Raw genomic sequence first — 13,941 nt, forward strand, 5'->3', positions numbered from 1 at the left:
GGTCGGGGTCAGCTCCCTGAAGCGGGCCGGAACTCGCCCCTGAGAGCGAGCGGCGGGGGCGCGGGGGGATTCACCCGGGGGCCCGGGGTTACCCGGCGGGTAACCACGCGGTCACGGACCGGACTCAAAAAGTCACCGCACGCCCCTCGTGGCGGCCGTGTGTCGTACCCCACACTGGGTTCCGGTGCCTGAGTCCTCGGAGCGCGGCCGGCCCGCCGACAGCGGGTCCGAGACCCCCGCGGTTCCACAATTCGTGATCGGGACGGACAGCGGCGAGGCCGTCGTCCCTCTCCCGTTGCCGCACGCCTCAGATGCGATCACCCTGGAGGTCGCCCCCGTGCAGACCCAGACCCTCACCCAGACCGACACCGCCCCGCGCGCGGATGCGGATACGGACGTCCTGGAGGCGGTCCCGCCACAGAGCCGAGCCACCCGGCACCCCGAGGCCTCGGCGGCGCAGGAAACGACCCGGGAACAGGAAGCGCCCCGGGAAACCGCACAGACCGCCGAGACCACCGCCGCGCGGGACGACGTCGAAGCCCTCGATGCCCCTGATACCCCTGATGCCCCCGAAGGCCTCGCGCCCGAGACCCTGGAGCTGCCCGCCCCGCGCAGCCGCACCGACACCGGCGGCCCGTCCTCCGACCTGTTCCGCCAGTACCTGCGCGAGATCGGGCGGATCCCGCTGCTCACCGCCGCCGAGGAGGTGGAGCTCGCCCGCGCCGTCGAGGCCGGCCTCTTCGCGGAGGAGAAGCTGAGCAACACCCCCGACCTGGACTCCCAACTCGCCCTGGACCTCGACAAGCTGGTCGTCATGGGCCGGATGGCCAAGCGCCGCCTCATCGAGGCCAACCTCCGCCTGGTCGTCTCCGTCGCCAAGCGGTACGTGGGACGCGGGCTCACCATGCTCGACCTCGTCCAGGAGGGCAACCTCGGCCTGATCAGGGCGGTCGAGAAGTTCGACTACGCCCGGGGCTACAAGTTCTCGACGTACGCGACCTGGTGGATCCGCCAGGCCATGTCCCGCGCCCTCGCGGACCAGGCCCGCACGATCCGCGTCCCCGTGCACGTCGTGGAGCTCATCAACCGGGTCGTACGCGTCCAGCGCCGCATGCTCCAGGAGCGCGGGTACGAACCCACGCCCGAAGAGGTCGCCGCCCACCTGGACCTCCCGCACGAGCGCGTCAGCGAAGTCCTGCGCCTGGCCCAGGAACCCGTCTCGCTGCACGCCCCCGTCGGCGAGGAGGACGACGTCGCGCTCGGCGACCTCATCGAGGACGGCGACGCCACGAGTCCCGTGGAGTCGGCGGCGTTCCTGCTGCTCCGCGAGCACCTGGAAGCCGTCCTCTCGACGCTCGGCGAACGCGAACGCAAAGTCGTCCAGCTGCGCTACGGCCTCGCGGACGGCAGGCCCCGCACCCTGGAGGAGATCGGCCGCATCTTCGGCGTGACGCGCGAGCGGATACGGCAGATCGAGTCCAAGACCCTCAACAAGCTGCGTGACCACGCCTTCGCGGACCAGCTCAGGGGCTACCTCGACTGAGCGCCGTAGGCAGCCCCCGTCCCGTACGGGGGAGCTAGTCCACCTCGGCGACGGCCTGCGCGAACTGGGCCGCGTACAACCGTGCGTAGGCCCCGTCGGCGGCCAGCAGGGCGTCGTGCGAGCCCTGCTCGACGATCGACCCGTTCTCCATCACCAGAATCGTGTCCGCGTCCCGGATCGTGGAGAGCCGGTGCGCGATGACGAACGACGTCCGCCCGTGCGCCAGACGCGCCATCGCCTTCTGGATGAGCACCTCCGTACGGGTGTCGACCGAGCTCGTCGCCTCGTCGAGCACCAGGATCACCGGGTCGGACAGGAACGCCCGCGCGATGGTGATGAGCTGCTTCTCGCCCGCGCTGACGCCCGCACCGTCGTCGTCGATCACCGTGTCGTACCCGTCGGGGAGCGTGCGCACGAAGCGGTCGGCGTGGGCGGCGCGCGCCGCCTCCTCGATCTCCTCGCGCGTCACGTCCTTCGGCGCGCCGTACGCGATGTTCTCCGCGATGGTGCCGCCGAACAGCCAGGTGTCCTGGAGCACCATGCCGATCCCGGACCGCAGCTCGTCGCGCGACATCGCCGCGATGTCGACCCCGTCCAGGGCGATCCGCCCGCCCGTCACTTCGTAGAACCGCATCAGCAGGTTGACCAGCGTCGTCTTGCCGGCGCCCGTGGGCCCCACGATGGCGACCGTGTGCCCCGGCTCGACGACCAGCGACAGGTCCTCGATGAGCGGCTTGTCCTTGTCGTAGCGGAACGAGACGTGCGACATCTCCACGCGCCCGCGCGGCTTCTCGGGCCGCTCGCCGGGCACCGGATCGGCCTCCTGCTCCTCCGCGTCGAGGATCTCGAAGATCCGCTCGGCGGACGCCACGCCCGACTGCACCATGTTCGCCATCGAGGCGACCTGTGTCAGGGGCATCGAGAACTGCCGCGAGTACTGGATGAAGGCCTGCACGTCACCGATGGACAGCGACCCCGAGGCGACCCGCAGACCGCCCACCACGGCCACCAGGACGTAGTTCAGGTTCGAGATGAAGAACATCAGCGGCTGCATGACACCGCTGTTGAACTGCGCCTTGAACGACGCCTCGTACAGCTGCTCGTTCTGCTCGGCGAACGCCTTCGCCGACTGCTCCTGCCGCCCGAAGACCTTCACCAGGGTGTGCCCGGTGTACATCTCCTCCACGTGGGCGTTGAGCGTGCCGGTCGTCTTCCACTGCTGCACGAACTGCGGCTGCGACCGCTTGCCGACCTTCGTCGCCACGAAGAACGACAGCGGCACCGTCACGAGCGCCACCAGCGCGAGCAGCGGCGACACCCAGAACATCATCACCAGGACGCCGATGATGGTCAGCAGGGAGTTGATGAGCTGCCCCATCGTCTGCTGCAGCGTCTGGTTGAGGTTGTCGAGGTCGTTCGTGGCGCGGCTCAGCACCTCGCCGCGCTGCCGCTTGTCGAAGTACGACAACGGGAGCCGCGAAAGCTTCGCCTGTACGTCGCCACGCATCCGGAAGACGGTCTTGTTGATGGCGCGGTTCGACAGACGCGTCGCCACCGCCATCAGCAGGCCCGCCACCAGGAACGTGCCGAGCGCGAGCAGCAGGACCTCGCCCACCGCGCCGAAGTCGATGCCCTTGCCGGGCGTGAAGTCGACTCCGGAGAGCATGTCGGCCATGCCGCCGTCGCCGCGGGCGCGCAGGCCGTCGAGTGCCTGTTCCTTCGTCGTCCCCTCGGGCATGTCACGGCCGACGATGCCCGCGAAGAGCAGGTCGGTCGCGCGGCCGAGGATCTTGGGGCCGACCACGGAGAGGGCGACGCTCAGGACACCGGCCACGAGCATCGCGTACATCGTGGCGCGCTCGGGTCTGAAGTGTCCGAGCAGCCGCTTGCCGGAGGCCTTGAAGTTCATGGAACGGGAGTCGGGGCCCAGCATGGGCCCACCGATGCCACCAGGGGGCATTACGCGGCCTCCGCTTCCGTCAGCTGGGAGAGCACGATCTCCCGGTAGGTCTCGTTGTTCTCCATCAGCTCGTGATGGCGTCCCGTACCCACGACGCGGCCCTCGTCGAGGACCACGATGCGGTCGGCGTCCCGGATGGTCGACACGCGCTGGGCGACGATCACGACGGTCGCCTCCGCGGTCTCCTGGCCGAGGGCGGAGCGCAGCGCGGCGTCGGTGGCGTAGTCGAGCGCGGAGAACGAGTCGTCGAAGAGGTAGATCTCCGGGCGCTGCACGAGCGTGCGCGCGATGGACAGACGCTGCCGCTGACCACCGGAGACATTGGTTCCGCCCTGCGAGATGGGCGCGTCGAGCCCTTCCTCCAGGCCCTCGACGAACTCCTTGGCCTGGGCGACCTCCAGCGCGTGCCAGAGCTCGTCGTCGGTGGCGTCCGGATTTCCGTAGCGCAGGTTGGACGCGACGGTCCCGGCGAACAGGTACGGCTTCTGGGGGACGAGGCTGACCGTCTTCGCGAGCAGCGCGGGCTCGATGGTGCCCACGTCCACGCCGCCGACCAGGACCTCGCCCTCCGTCACGTCGATCAGGCGCGGTACGAGGCTCAGCAGCGTCGACTTGCCGCTGCCGGTCGATCCGATCACGGCGGTCGTCTCGCCGGGCCGCGCGACCAGGTGGACGGACTTGAGGACGGGCTCCTCGGCGCCGGGGTAGCGGAAGCCTGCGTCCCGTATCTCCAGGTGGCCGTGGCTGCGCAGCTCGCGCACCGGGGCGGCCGGGGGCACCACGCTGCTCTCGGTGTCCAGGACCTCCTCGATGCGCTCGGCGCAGACCTCCGCGCGCGGCACCATCATGAACATGAAGGTGGCCATCATCACGGACATCACGATCTGCATCAGATAGGCGAGGAACGCGGTGAGCGCGCCGATCTGCATGCCGCCGCTGTCGATGCGGTGCGCGCCGAACCACACCACCGCGATCGAGGAGATGTTCACGACGGTCATGACGATCGGGAACATCAGCGCGAGCAGCTTGCCGGTGCCGAGGGAGACCTCGGTCAGGTCGGCGTTGGCCTTCCGGAAGCGCTCCTTCTCGTAGTCGTCGCGGACGAAGGCGCGGATGACGCGGTTGCCGGTGATCTGCTCGCGCAGCACGCGGTTCACGGTGTCGAGCCGCACCTGCATGGTGCGGAACAGGGGCCGCAGCCGTCGCACGATGAGGCTGACGCTGATGCCGAGAACGGGCACGACGGCGACCAGGACCGTGGAGAGCGGCACGTCCTGGCCGAGCGCCATGACGATGCCGCCGACGCACATGATGGGCGCGGTCACCATCAGCGTGAACGACATCAGGACCAGCATCTGGACCTGCTGGACGTCGTTGGTCGTCCGCGTGATCAGCGACGGGGCACCGAACTGGCCCACTTCGCGCGCCGAGAACGACTGCACCCGGTCGAAGACGGCGGCCCGCACGTCGCGGCCGAGGGCGGCGGCGGTCCGCGCGCCGTAGAAGACGGCGCCGATGTTGCAGACCATCTGCACGACGGTGACGGCGATCATGATGCCGCCGAAGCCGAGGATGTAGCCCGTGTCGCCCTCGACGACACCGTTGTCGATGATGTCGGCGTTCAGGCTGGGCAGGTAGAGCGCGGCGCAGGTCTGCAGGAACTGCAGCAGCACCAGCAGGACGATGGGTTTCTGGTACGGACGCAGGTATGTCCGCAGGAGTCGTATGAGCACGCTCGGTCTCTCGAGGAGTGGGATGTCGGGCGTCGTCGAGGTGGGGGTGGCGGGCAAGGCCGCCCCCATCCTCCGACACCCGGCCCATGGTCGCGCAACCGATTAACCCATGACCCGGTCAAATTTCAGCCCGGGTAAAGAACTGGGCTCACTCAAGGAAGGATCAAGCCGCGTACGCATACGTGGCCGCGCGGGTTCAACCGGCGAAGGCCCCGGGGTGGGACTGCTCCCGCACCGTCGCGTACTGCTGCCGCACGGCCTGCCCCACCGCGAGCTCCTCGCCCGGCTCGAAGACCTGCGCGGAGGCCCCCTGCCAGAGCGGCAGCTGCCCGGTCAGCGCCCACGCGGCCTGCCGCGCCGCACCGATCGCCGCGTAGTCCGCGGGCTGCGGCACCACGACCTGCGTACCGAACAGCATCGGAGCCGCGGCCTGTACGGCGGGCAGCTCGGCCGCGGCGCCCAGCAGGAACACGCGCCGGACCTCCACCCCGCGCCCCCGCAGGACGTCGAGCGCGTCCCCGAGCCCGCACAGCATGCCCTCGAAGGCGGCGCGCGCCAGGTGCTCGGGCTTCATGGACTCGCGCCGCAGCCCGGTCAGCGTCCCGGCGGCGTGCGGCAGATGCGGAGTCTTCTCTCCCTCCAGGTAGGGGAGGAAGACCAGACCGTGTGCGCCGGGCGTCGACTTCATGGCGAGCGCGGAGAGCTCCTCCAGGTCGGCGATCCCGAGCATCTCGGCGGAGCCGCGCAGCACGCGTACGGCGTTCGAGGTGTGGACGACCGGCAGGTGCATGCCGGTGGCGTCCGCGAGGGAGGTGATGTTGCCGGCCGCGTCGACGAGCGCCTCGTGGTGCACGGCCATCACGGAGCCCGACGCGCCGAGCGACACCACGGCGTCGCCCTGCTGGACCCCGAGCCCGAAGGCGGCGGCCATCGTCTCGCCCGTACCCGCCGATATCAGGAGCCCCTCGGGCGTCGTCCCCGCGGCTTCGGCGGGCCCGATCACCTCGGGCAGCATCGCCTGGTGCCCGAGAGCCATCTCGACGAGATCCGGGCGGTACGTTCCGCTCGCCGCCGACCAGTACCCGGTGCCCGATGCCCCGCCACGGTCGGTCGTACGCCGCGCGGGCCGGCCCAGGAGCTGCCACACGAGCCAGTCGGGCGCCTGCAGCAGGGCGGCCGTGCGGCGCGCCGCCTCGGGCTCGTTCTTCGCCAGCCAGCGCAGCTTGGTGACCGGGAGCGGGGCCTGCGGAACGCATCCGACGGACTGCGCCCACGCCTCGCGGCCGCCGAGTCCGTCGATGAGGTCGACGGCGGCCACCTGCGCCCGCCGGTCGTTGCCGACGAGCGCGGGCCGCACGGTGTTGCCGTGCTGGTCGAGCGGTACGAGCGCGTTCTGCTGAGCGGACACGCCGATGGCCTGCACGCCTTCGAGCAGCCCGCCCCCGGCGGCTTCGCCGAGGGAGAGCAGCCAGGCCTGTGGATCCACGTCGGAGGGCCGCCCGCCCCCCTCGGTGTTCTCCAGCGGATGCGGGGCGTACCCCTGCTTCAGTACGGCACCCGTGTCCGTGTCACAGACCACGATGCGCGTGAAATCGGGCGAACTGTCCAACCCTGCGACTATCCCCATGCCAGGAATTCTGCCGCACGGGGGGCGGTGTCCCGTACCCCTGTTCGCTCTCCGTGATCCCTGCGCCGCCCGGCGGTGATCCGTACTCCGCCCGGCACCGTCAGGTGTTGCTGGTGCCCCAGTCGTCCTCGGCGCCGCCCTGGCCCTTCTCGCGCAGGGACCGGACGCGCTCGGCGACCGAGTCGGGCATCTTGTCACCGACCCTCTCGGAGACGGTGTGGAAGGCCTTGCCCGCCACCTCGCGTCCCTGCTGCGTCGCTGACTCGACGGTGTTGCGCACGGCCGGGTTCTGCGAGATCTCGCGGGCGGACTTCCTCAACTGCTCATAGCGCTCGCGCCCGGCCCGGGTTCCGAGCACGTACCCGAGGGCCAGTCCCGCCACGAATGTGAGCCGGTACCGCATGGCTGCCACCCTTCACTTGCGTCGGCTTCGCACGTCTGTCGCACGTCTGTCACGCGTCTGTCGCTCGCCTGCTGATCCACCGGGGGATACCGATTGGCGGAGCACCCCCCTGCTTGCGCTAATGTATGTGTCGCAGCGAGCGCGCGCCGCCCGGAGAGTTCCCAGGTAGGTGCGTTCGATGCAACGAGACGATCCCCTGTAGCTCAATTGGCAGAGCAGCCGGCTGTTAACCGGCAGGTTACTGGTTCGAGTCCAGTCGGGGGAGCTCGGTCTCCTGTAGCTCAATTGGCAGAGCAGCCGGCTGTTAACCGGCAGGTTACTGGTTCGAGTCCAGTCGGGAGAGCTGTGACGAAGGACCCCCGCGATGCCTCTCGGGGGTCCTTTTTCGTGCGTCTTCCGCGCCTGATGGAACCATGCGGGCAGCCTTGCGGTCCTCATGGTCGAGCGAAGCCGACCATCCGAAGCAGGAGATCGTATGAGCGGCTATGCTGCGGCAGACGGCGCGCACAAATGTGCGCGACGCGCCGTTAGGGGCGGTAGCTCAGCCGGTTAGAGCAGCGGACTCATAATCCGTCGGCCGTGGGTTCGAGTCCCACCCGCCCCACCACAGCGCTAGGCCGCAGGAACGTTTCCACCTGCGTCAACGGCGCAAACCTCCGGGGGCCGCCCGTTCGGGCGAAGTCCGGGTGATCGATGGCCGCTCCGTGTCTGTGCCCGGGGCCCCGAGGCCCTCGGATCACGCTTCCGTGGCCTTGCGTGCTTCTGGGGTACGAGCCTTGCGGCGGCGCGGCCATTTGCGGGTGTCGCGGGGCTCCACGTACGGCTCTTCCTCCGGGGGCATGCCGCCGGAGATCGCCCGCTGTCGGGCCAGCTCCGCGTCGAATTCCAGGCCCAGCAGGATCGCCAGGTTCGACAGCCAGAGCCAGATCAGGAAGACGACGACGCCCGCGAGGGTGCCGTACGTCTTGTTGTACGAGGCGAAGTTGGCGACGTACAGGGCGAAGCCGCCGGAGGCCACCAGCCAGAGCAGGACCGCCACCGCGCTGCCGGGGCTCAGCCAGCGGAAGCCGGGGCCGCGCACGTTGGGAGCCCGCCAGAAGAGCAGGGCGATCATCAGGACGACCAGGATCAGCAGGACCGGCCACTTCGCGATGGACCACGCCGTCAGCGCCGCGTCGCCCACGCCGATCGCGTCACCGGCGCGCTCGGCCAGCGGGCCCGTGAAGACGACGATCAGCGCGCTGATGGCGAGCAGGATCATCAGAACCACGGTGAGCGCTATCCGGAGCGGGGTCAGTTTCCACACCGGGCGGCCCTCCGGGAGGTCGTAGACGGCGTTGGAGGTGCGGATGAACGCCGCCACGTATCCGGACGCCGACCAGACGGCGAGCAGCAGGCCGACGATCGCCATCACGCCGCTGGTGCCGCCGCTGTCCTGCAGCTGCCGCACCGAGTCGTCGAGCAGGTCCCGCACCGGGCCCGGCGCGAGGTCCTGGAGGTTGTCCAGGACCTTGTGGGTCGCCGATTCGCCGATCACGCCCAGGAGCGAGACGAGGACCAGCAGGGCGGGGAAGAGGGACAGGACGCCGTAGTAGGTGAGGGCGGCGGCCCTGTCGGGGAGTTCGTCGTCCATGAACTCTTTGCCGGTACGCCGCAGCACCGCCCACCAGGAGCGGGCGGGCAACTCGGTGGGCTCGTCGGGCGCGGCCCGCTCGACCTCCGGGTCGGGACCGGTACTGAGGGCGGGCTCGGTCTCGTCCCGCGCGTGCTTGTCGTCGTCGAAGAGTGCCATGAGGTGGCGAGTTCTCCGGTTCGGGCCGGCTATGCCTGCTCGTGGCCGCGCGGGCCGGGGCTTGGAGGTTCCTCCAGAGGGTGGGGCGGGGGCGGGGCGGGCGTGTGGGGCTTACCTGTGCCTGTTTCGGCCAACCGGCCTTCGGCGAGCAACCGGCCGACCGGGTCGGGCCGGCGCCTCCGGTTTGCGGTCAAGGGGGCTTCCGAAAGCGGTGAAGGGCTGGTGGTGGGCGTCAGGGCTGGGTCACGTTTGCGGTTGGTGTGCCCGCACAGGTGCCTCTCGGTGGGGCGAGCCCGACACCGGTACGAAGCTGACCCTCAACAGCTACGACAAGAAGGCGAAGGGCCAGCTGTACGGCAGCTACCGCTACGAGAACGGCGCCGTCACCACAGCTTCGGTGATCACCCAGCTGGACGACATGTACCAGCCGGAGCAGACCCAGGTGACCCTCGGCGACGCGGCCGACAAGGAACTGCGCGGCACGTACACCTACAACACCGAGTACAACAACGACGGCACGATCAAGGGGCAGACCCTGCCCGCTGCCGGCGGCCTGCCGAGCGAGACGCTGACCTACACGTACGACGACCTGCAGCGCCCCACCTCGCTGACGACACTGCTGGGCGGGCAGGCGGACGGCAGCTACGTCAAGAAGGCGCACTATGCCTCGACGTCCCAGCTCCTGGGCCTGGACCTCGGGCAGATCGGCACCGAAGGCAAGCTGCCCCGTCTCTTCTACGAGTACGAGAAGGGCACCGACCGACTCATCGGAGCGGGCGCCGACATCGTCGGCGACAACGCCTTCGTCGCGGACGCGAGCTACTCGTACGACGACTCCGGCAACGTCACGTCCATAGCCGACACGCCCCAGGGCGGTCAGAGCGACGTGCAGTGCTTCACCTATGACTGGCAGCAGCGTCTCAAGGAGGCTTGGTCCACCTCCAATGCCCCGGACGGCAAGGCCGGCTCGGGTCGCCAGGACGCGGCGTGCTCGGGGGGCGCGACCGGCGGCACGATCGGCGGCGCTGCCCCGTACTGGCAGTCCTTCGACTACGACACCGCGGGTAACCGACTGTCGCAGGTGCGGCACGGTGTGGCGGGCGCCCCGGACGTCACCCGCTCCTACACCTACGGCAAGGACGCGGCCGGCAACGGCGGCCCGCACACCCTGACCAAGGTCGTCGAGAAGACGCCGGCGTCCGGAGACGACCCTGCCGTCACCCGCCAGGACACCTACACCTACGACGAGGCGGGCAACACCCGTCAACGCGTCCTCAACGGCACGACGCAGGACCTCAAGTGGGGCGTCGAGGGCAAGCTGCAGGCGGCGGGAGCGGACACGGCGTATTCCTACGACGCCGCCGGAGCACGGCTTCTCCGCAAGGAGAAGGACCAGCACACGCTCTATCTGCCGGGCATGGAGCTCAACCTCAACACCACCACGCGCACCGTCGACGCCACGCGTTACTACACCTTCGGTGCCCAGACGGTGGCGATGCGCACGACGAAGGGCGTGCAGTTCCTGGCCGGCGACCACCAGGGCACCATGTCGGCGGCCATCGACGCGACGACGGGCGGAGTGACCCGGCGTCGCATGGACCCGTTCGGCAACGAACGCGGCAAGGGCACCGACCCGTGGGTCGACGACAAGGGGTTCCTCGGCAAGTCCGTCGACTCGTCCACCGGCCTGACACATGTCGGCGCGCGAGAGTACGAACCGGAGAACGGCCGGTTCATCACCGCCGACCCCATCATCGACTTCAACGACCCGCAGCAGATCAACGGTTACGCGTACGCGTCCAACAACCCGGTGACGAAGAGCGATCCGTCGGGCCTCAAGGACGACGGCTGCCTCCTGGTCGGCGTGCAGTGCACGGCCGGCCGCAACGGCGGCTGGGACATCAAGGTCACCAAGACGTACTACACGTACTACCAGGTGCATGCGACTCCGGCGCAGAAGAGGGCGACTGCCGCCCGCTCGGAAGCCAGCGCCCGTGAAACCCGCATGAAGCGGGCGGCCCAGGAGCTCGCAGGAATCCTCGCGGACGAACTCGGCATCACCGATGCCCTGGACTGCTTCACCACCGGAAGTCTGGGTTCCTGCGGCGCGACCATCGCCAACATCGCGACGAGCCTGGTCGGTGGAGTAGCGGCCAAACTCGCCAAGAAGTACGGCCTGCCGTGGAACTGGAAGAAGGGCATGGCCCTCGCCAAGAAGGTCGGCGGCTTGGTGAAGGGCCTGTTCAAGGACTTCAAGGCCTGGATGAAGCTGGACAAGAAGGCGGACAGGCTGGAGGAGGCGGCGGAGGACGGCGCCAGCTGTCTGGCGAACAGTTTCACTCCAAAGACAAAGGTGTTGATGGCCGATGGCACCACGAGGGCCATCGGGGACATCGACATCGGCGACAAGGTCCTGGCCACGGATCCCAGGACCGGCAAGACCGTTATCAAGACGGTGACCGCCGAGATCAAGGGCAAGGGCGTCAAGCACCTCGTCAAGATCACGATCAAGGCGGCGGGCAAGAAGGGGACGAAGGGCCGGTCCGCCTCGGTCACCGCGACCGATGGACACCCTTTCTGGGTGCCGGAGTTGGGCGAGTGGGTCAAGGCCACGGACCTGCGGCCGGGGGAGACGCTGCGAACGAACACCGGTGCATACGCGCGTGTTTCGGCAATCGAGCGTTCAACCGTGCAGCGGGCCACCGCTCACAACCTCACGGTTGCTGATGCGCACACGTACTATGTGCTGGCGGGCGCTACGCCGGTCCTGGTTCACAATTCTCGTGGCGGGAATCTTTGTCCGCACCCGGACGCGGAAGGACCTCATACGTCGTTCCGTCGCGACGGAACGACGGGGGAGATCGACCACTATGAATCCTATGATCGGCCGTCAGACCCCCGGGACCCGCGACCATTCATTCCGACAAAGCGAGTCGACGTGAAGGGCAAGCCTCACTACGACAAGCAGTCCAAGACGAGAGTTCCGACGCCACACGTGAACCTGCCGGATGGATCAGCGGTCCCCGCGGCCCCCTGGGAAATTCCTAGAAGGAACCCATGATGTCGAACTTGAAGGTTCTCCAGCAGTGGTACGCAGACGTCTGTGACGGAGACTGGGAACATTCATACGGAATTCGAATCGAAACAACCGACAATCCTGGCTGGATCCTCTCTGTCGACCTGGCCCGAACCGCTCTCTACGGTCGCACGTGCGAGAGGGAAGAGCAGTGCGCTGATGGGTCTTGGATTTCTGCCAAGAGTGACGGAAGCGAGTTTGTGGCAGCATGCGATCCATGCTCGTTGGAGAGGGTGATCGGCTATTTTGTCGAATTCGCTGCTGCCGGACCTGCGTGATGGCTGGGCGTGACGATGGGGATATCCGGGCTGATGCTGGTACGGGGTTGAGCGAGGCGGGTCACGTCTGGTGCCAAGCCCCCCCGGGGCCGGGTGGCTCCGGGGGGGGGCTGAACGGCATGGCCCGTCTGGGTGTGCTCGTTTGACGGACGGGCTTCGGGTTGGAGGTTCCTCCAGGAGTGGGGGTGCTTAGGCGCATCTGCCATGGAGATCTGGATCAACTTTTACATCTGCGAGGCGATTGCGCTTATCTTGTCGCACATGCAGTCCTACACAATCGGGCAGGCCGCCCGTCTGCTCGGGGTCAGTCCCGATACCGCTCGTCGTTGGGCCGATGCCGGGCGGGTCGCCACGCATCGGGATGAGGGTGGGCGGCGGCTCGTCGATGGGCGGGATCTTGCCGCCTTCGCTGTCGAGGTCGGACAGGGTGCGGGTGCGGGTGATGAGGGTGTTTCTTATACCTCTGCTCGGAACGCCTTTCCCGGGATCGTCACCGCCGTGAAGCTCGGTGACGTCGCCGCGCAGGTCGAGATCCAGGCCGGGCCGCACCGGCTCGTCTCGCTGCTGACCCGCGAGGCCGTGGAGGAGCTCGGTCTCGAAGTCGGAGTCGAGGCCACGGCTCGGGTCAAGTCCACCAGCGTTCACATCGATCGTGCGTGAGTGCCTGAGTAGTGCCTGAGTAGTGCCTGAGTGCGTTGCTTTGTCGTGTTCTTCATTCGCCAGGAGCCGTGCCATGTCCCCGAAGTTCTCCCGCCGCACCGTCCGCCGTACCGCCGCCGCTGCCGCCACCGCCGCGCTGCTCGTTCCGCTCGCCGCCTGCGGGAGCGACAGCGACAGCGACGGTGACAGTGAGGGGAAGAAGGATGTAAGTCTTACCGTCCTTGCCGCTTCTTCTCTCACCGACGTATTCGCCACCGCCGAGAAGGCGTACGAGAAGGAGCATCCGGGGACAAAGATCACCGTCTCCGCCGCCGGGTCGCAGGAGCTTGCCGCGCAGGTCAAGCAGGGGGCGCCCGCTGACGTGCTCGTCACCGCCGACACCAAGACCATGGACGGGCTGAAGGGAGAGACCGGCGAGCCCACCGTCATCGCCAGGAATCGGCTCGTCATCGCCACCCGGGAAGGCAACCCGGAGAAGGTCAAGGGGCTCAAGGATCTCGGCAGCAGCAAGCTGAAGGTCGTTCTTGCCGATGACACCGTGCCCGTCGGGCGTTACAGCAAGCAGGTCCTCGACAAGCAGGGCGTCGACGTCAAACCGGTCTCCAAGGAGGCCAACGTGCGGTCCGTGCTCAGCAAGGTCGAGCTCGGGGAGGCCGACGCGGGGATCGTGTACCGGACCGATGCCGCCGGTGCGCCAGGCAAGGTCGATGCCGTCGAGATCCCCGACTCGCAGAACGCCGTCGCCTCCTACCCGGCCGCGACCCTCAAGGGCTCCGAACACGGTGACGCGGCCGCCGCGTTCGTGAAGTGGCTCAGCACGCCCGAGGCGCAGAAGATGCTGCGGGACGCCGGGTTCCAGAAGCCGTAGC

Annotated in this window: 10 protein-coding genes and 3 tRNA genes; 8 read left to right on the forward strand and 5 right to left on the reverse strand. The window is 68.5% G+C overall.

Translation table 11 applies throughout. From position 1 onward, the window contains the following. The first annotated feature begins 184 nt into the window (after positions 1 to 184). Complete coding sequence (locus tag AC07DO_RS03085) at positions 185 to 1,543, forward strand: RNA polymerase sigma factor (RefSeq protein ID WP_479056612.1); 1,359 nt, start codon at positions 185 to 187, stop codon at positions 1,541 to 1,543. A 34-nt stretch (positions 1,544 to 1,577) separates the two neighbouring features. Here AC07DO_RS03085 and AC07DO_RS03090 read toward each other — a convergent pair whose 3' ends face one another. The 4 genes from AC07DO_RS03090 to AC07DO_RS03105 all read right to left on the reverse strand — a co-directional run bounded on the left by AC07DO_RS03090 (position 1,578) and on the right by AC07DO_RS03105 (position 7,266). After that, complete coding sequence (locus AC07DO_RS03090; RefSeq protein WP_479056614.1) at positions 1,578 to 3,476, reverse strand: ABC transporter ATP-binding protein; 1,899 nt, start codon at positions 3,474 to 3,476, stop codon at positions 1,578 to 1,580. Positions 3,477 to 3,502: 26 nt separating this feature from the next. After that, positions 3,503 to 5,236 (reverse strand): ABC transporter ATP-binding protein, encoded by a 1,734-nt coding sequence (locus AC07DO_RS03095; RefSeq protein WP_479056615.1) that lies wholly within the window; start codon positions 5,234 to 5,236, stop codon positions 3,503 to 3,505. Positions 5,237 to 5,432: 196 nt separating this feature from the next. Next, a complete protein-coding gene (locus tag AC07DO_RS03100) occupies positions 5,433 to 6,863 on the reverse strand; it encodes a xylulokinase (protein WP_479056616.1) in 1,431 nt (476 codons plus the stop codon). Positions 6,864 to 6,963: 100 nt separating this feature from the next. Then, the gene (locus tag AC07DO_RS03105; protein ID WP_190537608.1) at positions 6,964 to 7,266 is read right to left on the reverse strand and encodes a YtxH domain-containing protein; all 303 of its coding nucleotides are present in this window, start codon (positions 7,264 to 7,266) and stop codon (positions 6,964 to 6,966) included. Positions 7,267 to 7,458: 192 nt separating this feature from the next. On the opposite strand from AC07DO_RS03105, the gene AC07DO_RS03110 reads away from it, so the two are divergent. The 3 genes from AC07DO_RS03110 to AC07DO_RS03120 all read left to right on the forward strand — a co-directional run bounded on the left by AC07DO_RS03110 (position 7,459) and on the right by AC07DO_RS03120 (position 7,873). Next, positions 7,459 to 7,531 (forward strand) — tRNA-Asn (locus AC07DO_RS03110). A 5-nt stretch (positions 7,532 to 7,536) separates the two neighbouring features. Continuing rightward, a tRNA-Asn gene (locus AC07DO_RS03115) sits at positions 7,537 to 7,609 on the forward strand. A 187-nt stretch (positions 7,610 to 7,796) separates the two neighbouring features. Then, positions 7,797 to 7,873, forward strand: a tRNA-Ile gene (locus tag AC07DO_RS03120). A 129-nt stretch (positions 7,874 to 8,002) separates the two neighbouring features. On the opposite strand, the gene AC07DO_RS03125 is transcribed toward AC07DO_RS03120, so the two are convergent. After that, positions 8,003 to 9,058: a YihY/virulence factor BrkB family protein gene (locus tag AC07DO_RS03125; RefSeq protein ID WP_479056618.1), complete on the reverse strand. Its 1,056-nt coding sequence runs from the start codon at positions 9,056 to 9,058 to the stop codon at positions 8,003 to 8,005. A gap of 211 nt (positions 9,059 to 9,269) precedes the next feature. Here AC07DO_RS03125 and AC07DO_RS03130 point away from each other — a divergent pair, with 211 nt between their 5' ends. The 4 genes from AC07DO_RS03130 to modA all read left to right on the forward strand — a co-directional run bounded on the left by AC07DO_RS03130 (position 9,270) and on the right by modA (position 13,940). Continuing rightward, the gene (locus AC07DO_RS03130) at positions 9,270 to 12,119 is read left to right on the forward strand and encodes a polymorphic toxin-type HINT domain-containing protein (protein ID WP_479056620.1); all 2,850 of its coding nucleotides are present in this window, start codon (positions 9,270 to 9,272) and stop codon (positions 12,117 to 12,119) included. After that, complete coding sequence (locus tag AC07DO_RS03135) at positions 12,119 to 12,412, forward strand: immunity 53 family protein (protein WP_479057507.1); 294 nt, start codon at positions 12,119 to 12,121, stop codon at positions 12,410 to 12,412. The genes AC07DO_RS03130 and AC07DO_RS03135 overlap by 1 nt, the downstream gene beginning before the upstream one ends. 261 nt (positions 12,413 to 12,673) lie before the next feature. Next, positions 12,674 to 13,072 carry a TOBE domain-containing protein gene (locus AC07DO_RS03140; protein WP_479057508.1) on the forward strand — a complete coding sequence of 133 codons (399 nt, stop codon included), beginning with the start codon at positions 12,674 to 12,676 and terminating at the stop codon, positions 13,070 to 13,072. Between the two features lie 73 nt (positions 13,073 to 13,145). Then, complete coding sequence (gene modA / locus AC07DO_RS03145) at positions 13,146 to 13,940, forward strand: molybdate ABC transporter substrate-binding protein (protein WP_479056622.1); 795 nt, start codon at positions 13,146 to 13,148, stop codon at positions 13,938 to 13,940. The last annotated feature ends 1 nt before the right edge of the window (position 13,941 follow it).

Source organism: Streptomyces sp. NPDC045678 (genome assembly GCF_056432085.1).